The following is a 19,602-nucleotide window of genomic DNA, read 5'->3' on the forward strand; positions in this document are numbered from 1 at the left end:
GCATATGAAAAAACACCTCCATTGAATTTGCATACTTAGTATGCAAATTCAATGGAGGTGTTTTTCGTTTGAAGGTGAAGGCATTATCATCAGTAGGTCACGGAGAGGAAAAGGATATGTAACACATATATTATTTTAAAATAATATAATGTATAAAAATCTTAACGTATAGATTAAATGATTATATTCACAAAATTGTAACATTATTCTAATTGGAAAGGCTATCAAACGAAGTAGAAAGCGTGTAAAATTCAGTTGGAAAAACTACCTATAGATGGTCATATATGAAGAAAATGTAAGATTGTATTATTATTTACAACTTTAGATGTATAGATGACAATACTGGAATATACCTTTTACTATTCTCTTGTTATGTATAGAGAACTCGTCACAAATAGAGTGAAGTGAGGAGAATACAGTATATAAAAATTTCTATTAATGTAGGAAAGCGAATACATGGAGAGAAATGCGGTAGTAAATGATACAGGTGCGCGAGGTGTTGGACTATTCATTAAATGTTTTTATAAAAATAATAGGATGCCTGATTAAATGAATATATATAGGGTAGTTTCTCTAAATAAAGGAACAGGGGACACAGATTATGTCGAAGAAAAAGAGTAATAGGGTATTAGTGGCTGGAATATGTATATCTACATTGTTATCGCCAGTAGCTTTTGAAGCATCAAAAGGATATGCGGCACCTTTGGAAGAACATAAAGGTGGGAAATTAGAAGATGTTAAAGAGAATAAATTTGAGCAGAGAGTGTTTCAGTTACCGGGGAAAGGTAGTGTGGAAGAAGAAAATAAACGCTTAAGAGTTACCTGGAAACTTGCTGCTAATGAGCCGACTGGAATTTATGCGGCACCAAATGAAGAGATTACAATTGACATAAAAGGAACGCAGTCTATTCAAGCTTTTATTGGAACGAGATCTTATGATGAAGAAGACCCGGAAGAGTTTGATTTAAAACCAGGGAAAAATGTTATCTCATCCCCAAGAGGCGGTATTTTATATTTTTATAATATGAATAACGAAGGAGAAGTAACAGCTTCAGTTACGAATGGTGGTAGTCACTTCCCTTTATTTATTTTAGGTAAGCATACGAAAAAAGACTGGGATGAAATGTTAAAAAAATATAAGGATCCGTATGCAGTTGAATTAAAAGGTGAGAGAAGTTTAATTACTGCGAGTTATAATGCTGTTCGAGATTATATGAACGATACAGATCCAACAAAGTTAATGAAATTACACGATAAGATTATTCGTTTAGAAAACGCAGTGGCAGGTTTATCTGAGGACGGTGTTGGGGTTGCAAAATCTCCAAATCATTATGTTCAGTTTGTTGAAAAAAGGAAGCCTGCTAAAGGGAACTTTATGTTTGCAACAAATTATCATACAGGATATATCCCGACGGCAATGAATAGAGTTTTAGATATAGAAGTGCTTGAAAAGGATGGCTGGGGACCATGGCATGAAGTTGGACATTTACATCAGCAAGAACCTTGGAAGTGGTCTAAAGTAAGGGAAGTCACAGTAAATATTTACTCATTAGCTGTTCAAAAGGCGTTAGGGAATCAATTAGAAATGGATGAGCACTATAAAAACTCATTTGAGTATTTAGAGAAGCCTAAAGCAGAAAGATTCATTGATGACATTAACCCTCTTACAATGTTTTGGCAATTAAATGTAGTGTATGGAGAACATTTCTATCCTAGGTTACATCAAGCTTATCGTTTGTTACCACAGAGTGAAATGCCTCATTCTGATGAAGAGAAAAAGCAAATGTTTGTGATTATGACATCAAAAGTGGCAGGACAAAATTTAATTCCTTTCTTTGAGGAATGGGGATTAACGCCAAATGATGATATTAGAGAGAAAATAGAAAAATTAAAGTTACCTAAATTAGAAAAGAAGATCTGGAAAGCTACAGATAGTAATGATATTCGTGAGAAACAAGTTGAACCGTATAAGGTTCCATATGGTGAACCTGCTAATGAGGTGCAAAACCTTTTAGTTGGTACAGATTCTGACGAGAATGAAGCAAGTAAACTTGTTCGAAATTTAGGTGAGAATGTAAAAGTAACAGGAAAGATTGTATGGCCTAAATTAGAGAATGGGAAACAGGAAGTGTTAGTAGAAATTGAGGATGAGAAAGGAAATAAAAATTCAATTCCTGTCCAAGTTAATGGAGTTTATAATGACAGTATAGTTTTTCAAGGGCTTTCAGATGATGTAATGTCGACAGTGACACTTCACCACAATGAGAAGAAATTAAATGTAAACTTTACTAATAATGAGATACATTACCGTTTTGAAAAAGAAGAATATATGGGCTTAACGCTATACGATCGAAATGGGATTGAAAAGAAACGTGTATCAGCAGAAGGACAAGAAACAGGAAAAAGATTTGCGATGGAACTAAATGAATTGGATTTTGAATATGGTGATGTAGTAAAAGTATTCCATGCAGAACCAGGCCGTTTGAAGTGGTACAAAAATAACGCACTTGTAGATCAAGGGAAAGCTAAAAATAAAAAAGAAAAATTCTTTAAGATTACCCCGCAAGGCTTTGAATTAAAAGGTAGTTTACAAGAAGTAACAGCGAAACCACAGCAAGTAGTAGTAGGAACAGACGCTGAAAAGCTAGATCCAAAAGCTTTTGTTGAAGTAAAAGACGGTGAAGTAATCGGCTTTGTAGAAAAGCCAAATACAATAAAAATCGGTGAACAAAAAGTAAAAGTAGAAACGAAAGATCTGTTTGGAAATAAGCAAGTGACAGAAGTTCCTCTAACAGTAACATATGGAGATAGCCTACTTGTATATGGATTAAGCTACGGTACTGACGATATGAAGTCGATAATAACGTTACACCATGATACGAAAAAACTGAGTGCGACAGATACAAAGAATCTAATTCATGATTACTTTAAAGATGAAAAGTATTTTGAATTCACATTGTACGATAAAGAAGGAACAGTAAAGAAAAATATAGCGGTAAAAGGTTTAGAGAATACAAAAGCATTCGCTAAGGAAGTAAATGGACTTACATTTGAGTATGGAGATGTAGTGAAAGTATATCATGCGGAATCTTCTCGTTTACATTGGTATCAAAAAGATGTATATGTAGGCGAAGGAAAAAGTAAAGAGATAAAGGAATTAGTCTTCAAAATCACTGAAAATGGATTTGAAAGATTAGACAGCGAGCAAACAGTAAAAGCAAATCCGCAAAAAGTAGTAATCGGAACAAACAGCGAAACGCTAGACGCGAAGAAATTTGTTGAAGTACAGGGTGGAGAAGTAGTAGGTTTTGTAGGGAAACCAGATACAACAAAAATTGGTAAGCAAACAGTAAAAGTAGAAACGAAAGATCGTTTTGGAAACAAAAAGGTAACAGAAGTGGCATTAGAAGTAACGTATGGAGATAGTCTTGTATACCAAGGGCTGGGTGATGATATTCGTTCTGTTGTAACGTTCAATCATGAAGATAAGCAACTACATGTAACGCATACAAATGAACAAATTCATAGTTACTTTAAAAACGAATTATATATGGGAATTACACTATATGATCAAAACGGAACGGAGAAAAAACATGTAACAGCAGAAGGACAAGAAACTTCAAAGAATTTTGCTGAGCAAGTAAACGGAACTTCCTTCCAATATGGAGATGTAGTGAAAGTATATCATGCCGAATCAGATCGTTTAATTTGGTACAAAAATAGTGAGTTAGTTGGAAAAGGAGATAAGAAAAAGTTTAAAGAAATTTCCTTTAAGATTACTCCGAATGGTTTAGAGCAAGTACAATAATAAAAAGCTCGTAAACATAATGTTTACGAGCTTTTTCTATTATTCAGCTTCCGAAACAACTGTGAAGCGTTCGTTTACGTGTTTCGGATTTTCAATTTCATCAAGTGCTGCGACTGCGAAGTCTTCGTAACTTACGTAGCTATCACCTTTTGAGTTAACAAGAAGGTTGTCTTTACCAGCTGTATAAGAGCCTGTGCGTTTTCCTAATGCAAATAGTGCAGAAGGGCTGATGAATGTCCAAGTAATATCGTTTGTTTGTTGCAAGATTTCTAAGTTTTTACCTTGGTTTTGAGCTGTTGCAAGGTATTCATTTGGGAAGCCTGGTGTATCAAATACGCGTGTTGTTTTCTCTTCGTCTACAAATAAGCTTCCAGCGCCGCCGACTACAAGTAATTTTGTGTTAGGTGCACCTTTCATAGCCTCGATTAGTACGTTTCCTGCATCTACGTGAAGGTGTTCTTCGCCTGCTGGAGCGCCGAATGCATTTACAACTACGTCAAATGCCTGTAGGTCATTAGATGTAAGAGAGAATATATCTTTCTCTAAAACTTTTACGTTTTCTTCTGTAATTTTTGCAGCGTTTCTTACGATTGCAGTTACTTCATGCCCGCGATCTAATGCTTCTTTTAAAATACGACTTCCTGCTTTACCAGTTGCTCCGATGATTCCAATTTTCATAATAAATCCCTCCAAAGTGTTTTGTTAAAGTGTATATCTGAAAGTAAATGGATTTGTTGTAATTATGTTTGTTACAACATGATGTAATCATTATAGTTACAGGTTGGTATTTTTGTCAATAGGGTTGTTTGTAGATTTATTTTTTGCTTTAGTATGCACAGTTAGAGGGAGGGTAGTCATAAAAAGATTGATTCGTTATAAACCACTAACATTTGGAAAATGTAAATTGTCGAAAAATGTTGATTTTTGAATGTTTTTTAAATATAATTCGTTTTATGGAGAAAAGGAGGGGTTAATTGTATGAATATTTTGGAACAATTTGTTTCGTCAACGAATACAATTCTTTGGTCATATATTCTTATTGCAATGTTAATTGGTTTAGGTCTTTATTTTTCTATTAAATTGAAATTCGTACAAATTACTCATTTAGGGGAAATGGTTCGATTAATGAGTGATGGATTAACTGGAAAGACGCGTAAAAAAGGTAGTGTATCTTCTTTCCAAGCGTTCTGTATGAGTTCAGCGGCTCGTATTGGTATCGGTAACTTAGCTGGTGTAGCGTTAGCGATTTCTATGGGAGGACCTGGTGCAGTATTTTGGATGTGGGTGATTGCGATTATCGGAGCGTCTTCAAGTTTTGTAGAAAGTACGCTTGCCCAAATTTATAAAGTAAAAGATGGCAGTGGCTTCCGTGGTGGTCCTGCTTATTATATGGAAAAAGGTTTAAATAAACGTTGGATGGGAATTTGGTTCTCTGTCCTTATTACAGTTAGTTATGGTTTGATTTTTAACTCAGTACAAGCGAATACAGTAACATTGGCGTTTGAAAATGCATTTGGTTTAGAGCGTTATATTGTTGGTATTGTATTAGCTGCATTAGTTGCGGTTATTATTTTTGGTGGTGTAAAAAGTATTGCACGTATGTCGGAAATGATTGTTCCGCCAATGGCGCTTATTTATATTGCGGTAGCTATTTTTGTTGTCATTAAAAACTTCTATTTAATACCAGATGTGTTTACGGAAATCTTTAAAGGTGCATTCGGTTTAGATTCAGCTGTAGGCGGCGGTATCGGTGCTGCGATGAAATATGGTATTCAGCGCGGATTATTTGCGAACGAAGCAGGTATGGGTAGTGCTCCGAATGCGGCAGCAACGGCTGATGTAACGCATCCAGCAAAACAAGGTTTTATTCAAACAATTGGCGTATTGGTAGATACATTCTTAGTATGTACATCAACAGCATTTATCGTACTATGTTCTGGTGCATATAAAGCAACGAATTTAGAAGGTATTGAATTAACGCAAAATGCATTAAGTTCACAAATTGGCCCATGGGCAAGTAGCTTCTTAGCGATTATTATTTTCTTATTTGCTTTCAGTTCGCTTCTAGGAAACTATTATTATGGTGAAACGAATATTGAATTCATTAAACAAAGTAAAACGTGGTTAACAATTTACCGTATTGCGGTAGTTGCAATGGTATTATTCGGCTCTGTTGCGACGCTTCAAGTTGTATGGAATATGGCGGACTTATTTATGGGACTAATGGTAATCACGAACTTAATTGCGATTACACTTCTTGGAAGATTCGCGTATGCTGCATTAGCAGACTATGTAAGGCAAAAGAAACAAGGGAAAGATCCAGTCTTCCGTGCAGATTCTATCCCGGGTTTAACGAACACAGATTGTTGGGATAAGTCAGCAGTAACAGATAAAGAAAAAGCAGTATAATAAAAAGGCGAGCATCGAGATGAATTCGGTGCTCGCCTTTTTTGTTGTAGTAAATGATGAAAAGAGTGAGAGGTAATTATTAATATAATTTTTGTTTGTTCATCTCTCATGTTATTTGTAGGGAACGTCCTGTCTTAAAGGTATGACTGGTTGTATAGAATGAGTAATCGATTATTGGGTAAATGCACGTACTGGTTATAGTTTTACATAAAAAAACGTATATGTTAAGTGTGTTGACGTACTCGTGTTAGAAAACCTAACATAAAGTTCTTGATTACTAAGAGTTTTTAGAATATAATTTTCTTATTGTTAGGAAGAGGGGGCAATGCAATTATGGATTTTTTAGCTAAGGTAATTGGGGATATAAATAATGTCCTTTGGTCATATATCATTATTGCGATGTTAATTGGGTTAGGACTTTACTTTTCGTTTCGTGTGAAATTTGTCCAAGTTCGTTACTTCGGTGAAATGATTCGATTGCTTGGGGATGGGGCAAGCTCGAAAACGAGGAAAGCACAAAAAGAGAAGAGCGGTGTATCATCGTTCCAGGCTTTTTGTATGAGTACAGCTTCTCGTGTAGGTACTGGTAACCTAGCTGGTGTAGCTATCGCAATTTCGGCAGGTGGACCAGGAGCAGTATTTTGGATGTGGTTAATCGCGGTAATTGGGGGTGCTTCTGCATTTGTAGAGAGCACATTAGCGCAAATTTATAAAGTGAAAGATGGGAATACGTTCCGTGGTGGTCCAGCTTATTATATGGAAAAAGGATTAAATAAGCGCTGGCTTGGAGCTATTTTCTCTGTTTTAATAACAGTAAGTTTTGGATTGATTTTTAACGCTGTACAGTCTAATACTGTAGCTGCTGCTTTTGATGGGGCATTCAAAACAGATAGTAGGTTAGTAGGTCTTGTAATGGCTGGTTTACTTGCAGTTATTATCTTCGGCGGAGTAAAGCGTATTGCACGTGCGGTTGAAATGATTGTTCCGGTAATGGCAATTATTTATGTAGCAGTGGCATTATTCGTAGTTGTAACAAACATTACGGCAATTCCATATGTATTTAAGGAAATTTTCTTACATGCTTTCGGAATTAAAGAAGTAGTAGGCGGAGGATTAGGAGCTGCGATTTTATTAGGGGTAAAACGCGGATTATTCTCAAATGAAGCGGGTATGGGTAGTGCGCCGAACGCAGCTGCGACTGCAAACGTAACGCACCCAGTTAAACAAGGTTTCATTCAAACTTTAGGGGTATTTACAGATACATTATTAATTTGTAGTTGTACAGCATTTATTATTCTTTTATCAGATGTGCATAATGCAGCTGATCTAAATGGTATTCAATTAACGCAGCAAGCGTTAAGCCAACATATCGGACCGTGGGCGTCTATATTTGTAGCAGTTGCAATTTTCTTGTTTGCATTTAGTTCATTAGTAGGTAACTACTACTATGGTGAAACGAATATTGAATTCTTAAATGGAAGTAAAGTGTTATTAACGGCATACCGTATTGCTGTACTTGGTATGGTTATGTTAGGATCTGTAGCAACAATTCAAATCGTTTGGGATTTAGCAGATTTGTTCATGGGTATTATGGCTGTTATTAACTTAGTTGCGATTGTATTCCTTTCTAAGTATGCTTTTGCGGCATTATCAGATTACGTAAAGCAAAAGAAACAAGGAAAAGATCCGGTATTCTATGCGAATTCTATTCCAGGCCTGAAAAATACAGAGTGCTGGGAAGAGCGAGTAGCTGATAAAGAAAAAGCAGTATAATGAGATGAGCATCAAGTGAAACTTGATGCTCATTTTTTTGTTTTATCCAGATATTTGTTGGTGGTAAAAGACGAACATTAATGAGTGTTTTATAATAAAATGTAATTTTTTTAAGAAAAGTGCGGATATGAGATGTGATTTGTGTTAGAATGATAAATGCCTTTGAAACAAGAGGTTTTATGATCTTTCCTATTCGATTGAAGGTTTTGGAGGAGAAATGGAAAGTTCGGATTATTTCTTATTTTGAGTGGTCAGACGTTCAACGTTAATGAAGAGTTAAATGGAGGATTTTATTAATGAAGTTTGTTATGTTTCTTGTAGGATTACTCGTTGTATTTGTACTCGGTTTTCTTATAAGTGCCGATCGAAAGAAGATTAAGTACAAACCAATCGCAATTATGCTTGTTATTCAGCTAGCACTATCTTATTTCTTATTAAATACGCAAGTTGGTTATATTTTAGTAAAAGGAATTTCAGATGGATTTGGCGCGCTGCTTGGATACGCGGAAGCTGGAATCGTTTTTGTATTTGGTGGCCTTGTTAATAAAGGAGAGGTTTCATTCTTCTTAACAGCGTTATTACCAATCGTATTCTTTGCCGTTTTAATCGGAATTCTGCAACACTTTAAAATTTTACCGATATTTATTCGTGCTATTGGTACGTTGTTAAGTAAAGTAAATGGTCTAGGAAAACTAGAATCATATAACGCAGTAGCAGCTGCTATTGTTGGACAAGCGGAAGTATTTATTACAGTAAAAGATCAATTAAGTAAAATCCCAAAACATCGTTTATATACATTATGTGCATCTTCCATGTCGACAGTATCAATGTCAATCGTAGGTTCTTATATGAAAATGATCGAACCGAAATATGTAGTAACAGCACTTGTATTAAATTTATTTAGTGGTTTCATTATCATTCATATTATTAACCCGTATGATATTACAGAAGAAGAAGATACACTGAAATTAGAAAATAAGAAAAAACAATCATTCTTTGAAATGTTAAGTGAATATATTATGCTTGGTTTCACAATCGCGATTACAGTAGCAGCAATGTTACTTGGTTTCGTAGCATTAATTACAGCAATTAATAGCTTGTTTGATTCCATGTTCGGCATTACATTCCAAGCTATTTTAGGATATATTTTCTCACCATTAGCATTCGTAATGGGTATCCCGCAAGCAGAGATGGTAACAGCGGGACAAATTATGGCAACAAAATTAGTATCAAACGAGTTTGTTGCGATGCTTGATCTTGGAAAAGTAGCGGGTGATTTATCAACTCGTACAGTTGGAATTCTTTCTGTGTTCCTTGTATCATTTGCGAATTTCTCATCTATCGGCATTATTGCAGGTGCAACGAAAGGTATCGATGAAAACCAATCAAATGTTGTATCATCATTTGGTCTACGCCTTGTGTACGGTGCGACATTAGTAAGTATTCTATCAGCAATTATCGTTGGTGTTATGTTATAAAAAAGATGGCTCTAGCTCATAGCTAGGGCTATTTTTATGGTAAATTTGCATGAAAAAACCAATTAATTAGGAATATATTAACATATGAAAATCTTTTAAAATTTATATTGCATTTCGTCTAGATAACGCTTACAATTTGATTTGTAGGTGGTATCAATTTCAGACTTTCAAATATGGTAGGAGAGAAGAGGCTACCTTTTATAAATTGCAATTTATGTAAACGCTTACTGATTTTAGATAACAGTTGAATCATATTTAGGGGTTTTAAATTTTTTTAACATCAATGGTCAGACGTCATTCGTTATACGTTGTACGACCGATAACTCATGGGAGAAGAGGAGGATTCACATATGAAAATAGTAATGTTTCTAGTCGGTTTACTTGTAGTATTTGTACTAGGTTTCCTTATCAGTTCAGATCGTAAGAAAATTAAATATAAACCAATTGCACTTATGCTTGTCATTCAATTGGTACTTGCGTATTTCTTACTAAATACAAAGGTCGGATTTGTATTAGTAAAAGGGATTGCAGATGGGTTTGGCGCTATTTTAAAATTTGCGGAAGCAGGGGTTAATTTCGTATTTGGTGGTCTAGCAAATGATGGACAAGCACCATTCTTCTTAACAGTATTATTACCAATTATTTTCTTAGCAGTACTAATTGGGATCCTGCAACATATTAAAGTTTTACCGATTATCATTCGTGCAGTCGGTTTCCTATTAAGTAAAGTTAATGGTTTAGGAAAACTAGAATCATATAATGCGGTAGCAGCTGCAATTGTTGGTCAAGGGGAAGTATTCATTACAGTAAAAGATCAATTAAGCAAACTACCAAAAAATCGTTTATACACACTTTGTGCATCTTCCATGTCAACAGTATCGATGTCAATCGTCGGTTCTTACATGAAAATGATTGATCCAAAATATGTAGTAACAGCACTAGTATTAAACTTATTTAGTGGATTCATTATCGTTCATATTATTAATCCATATGACGTGAAAGAAGAAGACGACATTTTAGAATTACAAGAAGATAAAAAACAAACATTCTTTGAAATGTTAGGCGAATATATTATGCTTGGTTTCTCTATCGCTGTAACAGTAGCGGCGATGTTAATCGGTTTCGTAGCATTAATTACAGCAATTAACGGTGTATTCGATTCAATTTTCGGCATCACATTCCAAAGCATTTTAGGATACATTTTCTCACCATTAGCATTCGTAATGGGTATCCCAACATCAGAGATGCTAACAGCAGGACAAATTATGGCAACGAAATTAGTAACGAACGAATTCGTTGCAATGCTTGACCTTGGTAAAGTAGCTGGTGATTTATCAGCTCGTACAGTAGGTATTTTATCTATCTTCCTTGTATCATTTGCGAACTTCTCATCTATCGGAATTATCGCAGGTGCAACGAAGAGTATCGATGGCAAACAAGCAAACGTTGTATCTTCATTCGGATTAAAACTTGTATACGGTGCAACGTTAGTAAGTATATTATCAGCGATTATCGTTGGGGTTATGCTTTAATAGTAAAGAAGTCGTTCATTTCTCGTCTAGAGAGATGAACGGCTTTTTTATTTTGGTATGATAAATAGTATAGAGAGGGGGAATTAGGGTGAAAGAAGCGGATAGTTTAAGGGAGTTTGATGAGATTATAGAGAACATTGATCAATTAACTGATGAAGATGCTAGAGCGTTTTTGAAATTTATATATGGGTATTTAAGCATAGTAGAAGAAGGCGATGGGACTTTTACTCATAGTGATTTTGTTGAAAAGGTTTCAGAGTTTTATAAGAAGGATTTGGCTAAGGTTATTGAGCTGAGAGGAGAAATGAAAAAATCACCTTAATACATTCATTAAGGTGATTGAAATATTATTCAGCTGGAGGCGTAAATGTACGTTTCTCTAATTCAGCGTCTAGCATAAATAATGCGTTCGAATCGCTTGTAATACGTTTTAATTTTTGAATGATGCTATCGAATGAAGCTTCTTCTTCTACTTGCTCATCGACGAACCACTTTAAGAATGTAATTGTTGCGTGCTCACGCTCATCCCAAGCAATATCAGATAAGTTGTAAATACGCTTCGTTACTTCACGCTCGTGCTCAAGTGCTACTTCAAAAGCGTTCAGTACAGATTCATATTCATTATTAGGATTATCGAATCCAGTAATAATAGCGCGCTCACCGCGGTCATTAATGTAGTTGTAGAGCTTCATTGCGTGGAAACGTTCTTCTTCAGCTTGTACAAGGAAAAAGTTAGCGAATCCATCATAGCTCTCCGCTGTACAGTAAGCAGCCATCGCCATATAAGCATGGGCAGAGTAAAATTCAAAGTTCATTTGATCGTTTAATGCGTCGTGCAATTTTTTAGATAACATAAAATCCCCCTTAGTATTGTGACAAAAATATTATACCATAATTGATAATATTCTCATTTAGATGTTTCGAACCTTTTCGAAAGCTTTGTGACGTGTGCTTCCATAATGTCTTGCAGGTCTAAATCATATTTTTGTGAAAGAATAATAAGATTAGATAGTACATCACCAAGTTCTTCTTTTAGTTCTTGTTTTAGCTCTTCTTCTGTCTTAGCGTCTTCATCAGGACGATCACGACCGATTTCAATAGCGCGAACAACGCGTGAAACTTCCCCAACTTCCTCTGTTAAGAAATTTAACCGAATAAAGGCATTATACTGTGACCAGCTTCGTTTTTCGTAAAATTCCTCAACCCATCTTTGAAATGCAACGATATCCATTTCTTCCTCATCCCCTCAATATGTTGTACAATGTTCATTGTATCATAACAATATATAGTTTCGGGGTGTAGGAATGAGAAAGATTTGTGTGTTTGCAGGTTCCAACTTAGGGGAGAGACCAGAATTTAAAGAGCAGGCAATAGCGTTAGGAAAAATGTTTGTTGAGAACGATTATGAGCTTGTATACGGTGGTTCATGCGTTGGATTAATGGGAGAAGTAGCGAATGAAGTTCTTCGTTTAGGAGGACGTGTAACAGGTGTTATGCCGCGCGGTCTATTCCGAGGAGAAATTGTGCATACAGGATTAACAGAATTAATTGAAGTAGAAACGATGCACGAGCGCAAGGCGAAAATGGCAGAACTTGCGGATGCTTTTATCGCATTACCAGGCGGATACGGAACGTTTGAAGAGTTATTTGAAGTAGTATGCTGGTCACAAATTGGTATACATAATAAGCCGGTTGGTTTATTGAATATAAAAGACTTTTACGGACCGATTTTGCAAATGGTTGAACGCGCAGCGGAAGAAGGATTTATGAATCCGTCAAATAAAGAGTTGATCGTTTCAGCTGAGACGGCAGATAAACTAATTCATGAGATCCAAAATTACGAGCGACCTGTTTTAGGAACGAAGTGGAAGCAGTTATCATAATACAAAATTATAAAGTTTTTTGGAAACACATGTCATTTTATATTGAAAAGGCATGTGTTTTTAATTTGGTTAAATATGTTAATGTTGAGGTATTATGTTTTCGGAAAAGGAGAAATAGATGGAGGAGTTTGTGTATTTAAGGCCGGTTTTTAAATGTATTTTAGCAGCATCTATTCTTGTTATGCTAATTGTTTCAATGCAGAAGAAAAAGCTCATTAATGCGTTTTCGCTTTGGTTTATTTCGATACTATGTATCGGTGTTTCCGCAATCACGTTGTTTATGTCTGGGTTTATTGTTGATGAGTATAATTTAGGTGGAGATGCACAATCGTTTTGTATGTTTATTACGATTGGCTGTATTAATGGTTTGAATTTTATTATTTATTATAGACGGAAATAAAAAGAAGGCATTCCGTATTACTTTGGAATGCCTTTATCATTTTGATTACTTTGTTTTTTATACAGGTACCAGCCACCCCAGCCGCCACCAATTGCTATAACAACGAGGAAAGCATAGTCTTTTACCTCGATACGTATGTTGAAAATATTAGCTATAAGTAAGACAATCCCAACTGTTATTAACGCAAAAAACGCTCTAATTAAGTAGTCTTTCAACTGAACCACTCCCGCCATTTAAGTAGTAAATGATGAATATGGAAAAGCTTTTTGGATCTATTTTACGAAAGGGTGTTTTCTATATTTTAACATAAAGAGGATTGTAATATATTGATAAAAGTAGGGGAGAGGGGTGCTGATATTGTCGTGATTTGTCGGTAAGTCGATATCCTGTGTCGAATCGTCGATATAATGAAAAAATCGTTGATATATTATGAGTTATCGTCGATATATTTGAAAAATCGTTGATATAAATTTCATGTGCCAGCACGCGCGACAACCGCATAGAAAAAAGCGACTCTGAACGAGCCGCTTCCGCTTTTAATGATATCCAGCTCCAGCGGCTAAAATCTCCGGTCATTTCGCTCTCTCGCTCGAAGCAAAAATCGCTTCAAGGTCGAGAGCTTGAAGTGCTCTGCGATTCTGAGCAAGCCGCTTCCGCTTTAAAATCTATTATTGATTCAAGAACGCACGTAGCATCCAAGCGTGTTTTTCTAGTTCTGTGTAAATGCCTAGTAGTAGGTCAGATGTCATTTCATCGTCAGAGTCTTGAGCGATTTCCATGCCTTTTTTCAGTTCGACTAGCATCATTTCGTAGTCTTTCATGATTGCTTCGACCATCCCTTCTGCAGTTTCTCCGTATGCTGCTTCTTGAATAGTAGATATTTCTAGGTATTCTTTCATTGTTGCTACTGGTTTACCACCAATTGCTAAAATGCGTTCTGCAATTTCGTCGATGTGAGTAGCTGATTCTGTATAAAGCTCTTCGAATTTCTCATGTAATGTGAAGAATTGCGGTCCTTTTACGTACCAATGGAAGTTGTGTAATTTTGTGAATAAAACGCTCCAGTCTGCTACTTGTTTGTTTAATACTTCGATTACTTGTTTGTTCATTATGATCAATCTCCTTTTGAGTTGTTATGTGATATCAATTACTAATTTATAATTATTATAATCTAGTAATTGATATAAATCAACCCTTTTGCCGGAATTAATTTGAACAAATTATGAACTGTGTAAATAAAAATCCCTATTACCGTGGAGTAATAGGGATTTGCTTTGATATATAGCTTTTGTTCTAAACGAGCCACTTCCACTCTTAAATGTTATACAGCTTTTTTATTTTCTTCTATATCCTGTCCATCCCAGCATTCTGTATTCTGTAAGCCAGGGATAGAACTTGCAACGAAAACAGGATCTTTTCCTTGTTTCCTTTGCTTAATATAGTCTACTAATGCTGCGTAGGCGAATTTGCTTAGGAATGAGATGGCAATTAAGTTTGTGAATACCATTAGTCCCATGAATAAATCAGCTAAACTCCAAACGGTTTTAAGAGCAGCAATTGATCCGAAGAATACCATTCCGACAACTGCAACGCGATAAATCATTAACCATGCTTTGCTTTCTTTAATGAATGCGATATTTGTTTCACCATAATAGTAGTTTCCTAGTAAAGAACTGAAAGCGAATAGGAAAATAATAATCGCTAAGAAAGTGCTTGCCCACGGTCCAATTTGTGAGCTTAATGCATTTTGTGTTAATTCAATCCCTTCTAAATTCGATCCTTTGTAAAGTCCAGAACATAATACGATAAACGCTGTTGATGTACATACTAAGAATGTGTCTACGAAAACTCCCAATGCTTGAACAAGTCCTTGTTTTACAGGATGAGATACATCTGATGTTGCTGCTGCGTTAGGAGAGCTACCCATACCTGCTTCTGTCGCGAATAGACCGCGCTGAATTCCGAACTTGATTGCTGCTCCAATACCACCAGCGATAGCTTGGTCTAAACCGAATGCACCATTAAATATTTCTATAAAAATGCTTGGTAACATAGTGAAGTTGTTAATAACGACAAAAATAGCCACACCAATATAAATAATTGCCATTGGAGGAACAATCATTTCTGTAATACGTGAAATGCTCTTGATACCACCGAAAATAATAACTGCTACTAATAAAGCTAATAGAGCTCCTACGAGAGTTCGCTCAAATCCAAAAGCATTTTCAAATGCTATTGTTACTGTATTTGCTTGTACAGAATTGAAAATTAATCCGTACGCAACTGTAATAAGAAGTGAGAACCAAACACCCATCCAGCGTTTGTTTAATCCTTTTTCCATGTAATATGCTGGTCCACCACGGAATCTACTTCCATCTTTTACTTTATAAATTTGCGCGAGCGTACATTCTACGAAACTAGTAGCTGCTCCAAGGATGGCGATAAACCACATCCAAAATACTGCGCCAGGTCCACCCATTGAAATGGCTAATGCTACACCAGCTAAATTTCCGATACCGATACGTGCTGCTGCACTTAAGCAAAATGCTTGGAATGGAGAGATGCTATCTTTCTTTTTTTCTTTTCGATTAAATCCTTTACTAATTAAACCGACCATCTCACCGAAATGAGTAATTTGGACGAATTTTAATTTAAATGAGAAATAAAGACCGAAGCCGATTAGCATTGCAATAAGAATATATGACCATAAAATATTATTCGTTACCTCAAGGAATCTGCTAAAGATATCAACCATATAATACACTTCCTTTTTTCCGTAATAAGAAAATTATATGCAAAAAATATACGAGAATCAATTTTTCTAAAAAATCATGTTACATAAATACATTTTGTGTTATGATTATGTTACATCGTAATATTTTTAGAATTATTTACATTTTAAAAAACTAAATGTAAAGCGAGAAAGAGGGGATAATTTGAAAGAAGAAACTTTATTGAAAGTAAGCCTTAAAAGTTTGAAAATGAGAAGTAATATATTTTTTATCATTACATCTGTAAGTATCTTTTTAGGAGCCACTTATTATTACAATAAAAGATTTCCAGGTCATAAGTATCCTGAAGGATTAGAATTTCTAAAGTTGATTGGATGAATAAAAGACAGAAAAACAGAAATTTCAAATAAATGATGTTGTGGAGGAGCTAAATATGAATATTAGAGAAAGTGAACTTCCAGGTATTGGTTATAAGTTTCAAATCGTTACGAAAGGTAACGAAAAGATGGTGATTGTTATTCATGATGATGGGCGTAGAGAAATGTATCATTTTGATTCGGACCATGAAGAAAGTATCTCAAGTATTTCGTTACGTGACTCAGAGGCAAGACAAATCGCAGCAATATTAGGTGGAATGGTATACAAGCCTAGAGCATTAGAAAATGTTGAAATGGTATTTGAAGGTTTAGCGATTGAATGGTTTAAAGTGGAGAATGCTGCTCCAGCGCTTGGAAAAACAATCGGTGATCTTGAAATAAGAAAAACATATAGCGTAACGATCATTGCAGTTATGAAAAAGAATATGAAAAAGCTATTTAATCCAGGGCCAGAAACGGTAATTGAAGAAGGCGATATGCTTGTAGTTTCAGGCGAGAGAGAAGAAATTAAAAAAATTATTAATGAGTTACTTTCGAATAGGGGGACTGACTAGATGGATACGTTAATTTTTGAAGTTGGTACAGCGTTAGTATTAGTTGCAATTGCGGCAGTAATTGCTGGAAAGTTTAAATTCTCAGTCATTCCGTTTCTAATTGTTCTTGGGATGTTAGTAGGACCACATGCGCCGACAATAGGTGTGATCGATTTCAAGTTTATTGAAAGTGCAAGTGTCATTTCCTTCCTTGGACGGATTGGGGTTCTGTTCCTTCTGTTCTATCTAGGGTTAGAGTTTTCGATGAAAAAACTAATTAAATCTGGACGCTCTATTGCAATTGGCGGAACGATCTATATTTTAATTAACTTTTCACTTGGGTTATTATACGGATTTATAATGGGATTCCCTTTACTAGAAATCTTAATTATTGCGGGTATTATTACGATTTCTTCTAGCGCTATCGTTGCAAAGGTGTTAGTGGATTTAAGAAGAACTGGTAATAATGAGACCGAATTAATTTTAGGAATTATCATGTTTGAAGATATATTCCTTGCTGTATATTTATCAGTCGTTTCAGGCTTAGTTTTAGGGGATCATGCTTCCTTCCTAGGTGCTCTGACTTCAATTGGAATTGCTTTAGGATACATGCTTCTATTCTTTATTGTAGCTAGAAAGGCGACGCCGTTATTAAATAAACTGCTCAATATTAGTTCGGATGAAATTTTCATTATTGTAGTATTTGCTTCCTTATTCTTTATTGCAGGATTCTCGGAAACAATTCACGTTGCCGAAGCAATTGGAGCACTTCTATTAGGATTAGTTTTCTCTGAGACAGAGCATAGCGATAGAATTGAACATCTCGTTGTTCCATTTAGAGACTTTTTCGGAGCTATTTTCTTCTTCAGTTTCGGATTAAGTATTGATCCGTTTTCATTAGGCGGAGCGATATGGTTAACGTTAGGTGCTGTTCTTCTTACAATCATCGGAAACTTTGTTGCAGGGATGATTGCAGGGCGACAAGCTGGATTATCTCATAAAGCGTCAACAAATATTGGATTAACAATCGTTTCAAGAGGAGAATTCTCCATCATTATGGCCAATATCGGTATCGCCGGTGGTTTAATGTCAGTCTTGAAACCATTCTCAGCACTATACGTGCTTATACTATCCATCTTAGGTCCACTTTTGACGAAAGAGTCAAAGAATGTATATAAATTTTTAAATAAAATCTTTAAGTGGGATACGAAGGCTAACTAAATTAAAAAAATAAAAGTACAAGATATTTCTTGCTTGTACTTTTATTTTTTGCAATGAAAACAGTAAAGAGAGGTACATGATGTTAGGAGAGTTGATTCATTCTGTTTTAGTTTTTCTAGAAGGACTTGGTTATTGGGGAATTATGCTTGGATTAATGCTAGAGGTTATCCCAAGTGAGATTGTATTATCTTATGCAGGTTATTTAGTATCAACAGGAAGCATTACATTTTGGGGCGCTGTCGCATTCGGTACAATTGGTGGTGTAATCGCGCAACTATTCATTTATTGGATCGGTCGATACGGAGGAAGACCTGTTCTTGAGCGATATGGAAAATATATTTTAATTCAGAAGAAACATATTGATTATGCGGAATCGTGGTTTAATCGTTACGGAACTGGTGTTATTTTTACAGCACGTTTTATTCCGGTTGTGCGTCATGCTATTTCGATACCAGCGGGTATTGCAAAGATGTCACATGCTAAGTTTATTACGCTAACTACATTAGCTGTTATTCCGTGGTCAATTGTATTTGTATATTTAGGTTTTAAATTAGGAACAGAGTGGGAAAGTATTAATAAAGTCGCTGGGCCATATGTGAAATACTTTGCACTTGCTGCTATTGTTTGTGCAATTGGTTACTTTGTATTAAAAAAAATGATGAAAAAAAAGTGATTACGAAAAAGGAATCTATGTCGGCATAGATTCCTTTTTTATCCCACTTTAATGGGCAGTAAGACCCCCACCTCAAAGTGCAGCGAGAGCAAAGAAGTTAGGTGGGGGTCGGGCTGCCCATAAAAGTCCGATTGGTGAGGGCTGATTAAAGTTTCACTTTATTGGAATTTTTTCAAGGATGAAAGAATACGTTTAATATTTACCATATTGTGGCATACATATAGAAAAAGGGTGCTTGGAAAGGGGAATAAAGAGAAATGGAACTCCAGTTTCAAAATGTATATCAACAGGTGGAGAATTGGTATGTGTTGGATTCGGAGCTTCCTTGGGATGTCAAAAGACTTAGAGACGATTTGTTTTCACTCATTGAAGTATGTAAAACGCCAGTTATTTTTTGTGATACGTGTGATGCGAATCATGTTCTTCTATCATTAGGAGAAGAAGAAGAGGAATTTTTATTCCCAGTAGGTGGCTTTTATCATAAAGAAAAACAATTAATTTTTGTTTGTATGTGGGAAGAGTATGAGCAAGTGCTCAAAACACTACTGCATGAATTTCGCCATGCAATGCAACATAAGAGAGACATATTGTATGTTGGAAGTGAATTGTACGAAGATAGATGGATTGAGAAAGATGCGAGAAAGTTCGCGGAGAGGAAGTTAGATGAATATAAAAATAGAAAGTTAATGTAAAGCATAGTGGAGAAATGGCGCTGTGCTTTCTTTTGCACTTACTAAAAATAAGTGATTGACTTTTATAAAGTTTAGTTCTAAACTAGTGGTA

The 19,602-nt window shown here is 35.5% G+C and carries 19 protein-coding genes; 13 read left to right on the forward strand and 6 right to left on the reverse strand.

The window, feature by feature from the left end:
* The first annotated feature begins 601 nt into the window (after nt 1-601).
* A complete protein-coding gene (locus ACZ76X_RS19445; protein WP_479851418.1) occupies nt 602-3,808 on the forward strand; it encodes a putative mucin/carbohydrate-binding domain-containing protein in 3,207 nt (1,068 codons plus the stop codon).
* Between the two features lie 39 nt (nt 3,809-3,847).
* Here ACZ76X_RS19445 and ACZ76X_RS19450 read toward each other — a convergent pair whose 3' ends face one another.
* Nucleotides 3,848-4,486: an NAD(P)-dependent oxidoreductase gene (locus ACZ76X_RS19450; protein ID WP_479851419.1), complete on the reverse strand. Its 639-nt coding sequence runs from the start codon at nt 4,484-4,486 to the stop codon at nt 3,848-3,850.
* 300 nt (nt 4,487-4,786) lie between these two features.
* On the opposite strand from ACZ76X_RS19450, the gene ACZ76X_RS19455 reads away from it, so the two are divergent.
* The 5 genes from ACZ76X_RS19455 (at nt 4,787) to ACZ76X_RS19475 (ending at nt 11,322) form a co-directional block, all read left to right on the forward strand.
* Entirely contained in the window at nt 4,787-6,217 is a 1,431-nt protein-coding gene (locus tag ACZ76X_RS19455; protein ID WP_479851420.1) for an alanine/glycine:cation symporter family protein, read from the forward strand.
* A gap of 333 nt (nt 6,218-6,550) precedes the next feature.
* Nucleotides 6,551-7,990, forward strand: coding sequence for an alanine/glycine:cation symporter family protein (locus tag ACZ76X_RS19460; RefSeq protein ID WP_479851421.1), 1,440 nt, complete (start codon nt 6,551-6,553; stop codon nt 7,988-7,990).
* Between the two features lie 296 nt (nt 7,991-8,286).
* Nucleotides 8,287-9,468 (forward strand): NupC/NupG family nucleoside CNT transporter, encoded by a 1,182-nt coding sequence (locus tag ACZ76X_RS19465; protein WP_000673853.1) that lies wholly within the window; start codon nt 8,287-8,289, stop codon nt 9,466-9,468.
* A gap of 350 nt (nt 9,469-9,818) precedes the next feature.
* Entirely contained in the window at nt 9,819-11,000 is a 1,182-nt protein-coding gene (locus tag ACZ76X_RS19470; protein ID WP_479851422.1) for a NupC/NupG family nucleoside CNT transporter, read from the forward strand.
* 88 nt (nt 11,001-11,088) lie between these two features.
* The gene (locus ACZ76X_RS19475) at nt 11,089-11,322 is read left to right on the forward strand and encodes a hypothetical protein (protein ID WP_479851423.1); all 234 of its coding nucleotides are present in this window, start codon (nt 11,089-11,091) and stop codon (nt 11,320-11,322) included.
* A gap of 25 nt (nt 11,323-11,347) precedes the next feature.
* Here the strand turns inward: ACZ76X_RS19475 and ACZ76X_RS19480 are convergent, their stop codons facing one another.
* The gene (locus ACZ76X_RS19480; protein ID WP_000949392.1) at nt 11,348-11,854 is read right to left on the reverse strand and encodes a ferritin; all 507 of its coding nucleotides are present in this window, start codon (nt 11,852-11,854) and stop codon (nt 11,348-11,350) included.
* Nucleotides 11,855-11,907: 53 nt separating this feature from the next.
* Complete coding sequence (locus ACZ76X_RS19485; protein ID WP_001990794.1) at nt 11,908-12,231, reverse strand: MazG nucleotide pyrophosphohydrolase domain-containing protein; 324 nt, start codon at nt 12,229-12,231, stop codon at nt 11,908-11,910.
* Nucleotides 12,232-12,304: 73 nt separating this feature from the next.
* Between ACZ76X_RS19485 and ACZ76X_RS19490 the strand changes: the two genes are divergently transcribed.
* Nucleotides 12,305-12,883, forward strand: a complete 579-nt coding sequence (locus ACZ76X_RS19490) for an LOG family protein (protein WP_048528219.1) — start codon at nt 12,305-12,307, stop codon at nt 12,881-12,883.
* Nucleotides 12,884-13,001: 118 nt separating this feature from the next.
* Nucleotides 13,002-13,283 (forward strand): hypothetical protein, encoded by a 282-nt coding sequence (locus tag ACZ76X_RS19495; RefSeq protein ID WP_479851424.1) that lies wholly within the window; start codon nt 13,002-13,004, stop codon nt 13,281-13,283.
* Between the two features lie 17 nt (nt 13,284-13,300).
* On the opposite strand, the gene ACZ76X_RS19500 is transcribed toward ACZ76X_RS19495, so the two are convergent.
* From ACZ76X_RS19500 to ACZ76X_RS19510, 3 genes are all read right to left on the reverse strand, one after another.
* Nucleotides 13,301-13,498, reverse strand: a complete 198-nt coding sequence (locus ACZ76X_RS19500) for a hypothetical protein (RefSeq protein WP_479851425.1) — start codon at nt 13,496-13,498, stop codon at nt 13,301-13,303.
* A gap of 453 nt (nt 13,499-13,951) precedes the next feature.
* Nucleotides 13,952-14,392 carry a Dps family protein gene (locus ACZ76X_RS19505; RefSeq protein WP_048528223.1) on the reverse strand — a complete coding sequence of 147 codons (441 nt, stop codon included), beginning with the start codon at nt 14,390-14,392 and terminating at the stop codon, nt 13,952-13,954.
* A gap of 212 nt (nt 14,393-14,604) precedes the next feature.
* Nucleotides 14,605-16,038, reverse strand: a complete 1,434-nt coding sequence (locus ACZ76X_RS19510) for an alanine/glycine:cation symporter family protein (protein ID WP_479851426.1) — start codon at nt 16,036-16,038, stop codon at nt 14,605-14,607.
* Nucleotides 16,039-16,219: 181 nt separating this feature from the next.
* On the opposite strand from ACZ76X_RS19510, the gene ACZ76X_RS19515 reads away from it, so the two are divergent.
* The 5 genes from ACZ76X_RS19515 to ACZ76X_RS19535 all read left to right on the forward strand — a co-directional run bounded on the left by ACZ76X_RS19515 (nt 16,220) and on the right by ACZ76X_RS19535 (nt 19,511).
* Nucleotides 16,220-16,393, forward strand: coding sequence for a hypothetical protein (locus tag ACZ76X_RS19515; protein WP_479851427.1), 174 nt, complete (start codon nt 16,220-16,222; stop codon nt 16,391-16,393).
* A 55-nt stretch (nt 16,394-16,448) separates the two neighbouring features.
* Nucleotides 16,449-16,946: a cation:proton antiporter regulatory subunit gene (locus ACZ76X_RS19520; RefSeq protein ID WP_001026071.1), complete on the forward strand. Its 498-nt coding sequence runs from the start codon at nt 16,449-16,451 to the stop codon at nt 16,944-16,946.
* The gene (locus ACZ76X_RS19525; protein ID WP_000380217.1) at nt 16,947-18,146 is read left to right on the forward strand and encodes a cation:proton antiporter; all 1,200 of its coding nucleotides are present in this window, start codon (nt 16,947-16,949) and stop codon (nt 18,144-18,146) included.
* Between the two features lie 79 nt (nt 18,147-18,225).
* Nucleotides 18,226-18,819, forward strand: coding sequence for an undecaprenyl phosphate transporter UptA (gene uptA, locus ACZ76X_RS19530; RefSeq protein WP_164691188.1), 594 nt, complete (start codon nt 18,226-18,228; stop codon nt 18,817-18,819).
* 257 nt (nt 18,820-19,076) lie between these two features.
* On the forward strand, nt 19,077-19,511 hold the full coding sequence (locus tag ACZ76X_RS19535) for a DUF3920 family protein (RefSeq protein ID WP_098671174.1): 435 nt from the start codon (nt 19,077-19,079) through the stop codon (nt 19,509-19,511).
* Nucleotides 19,512-19,602: the final 91 nt, after the last annotated feature.

It is taken from the genome of Bacillus sp. BC05(2025) (assembly GCF_056725905.1).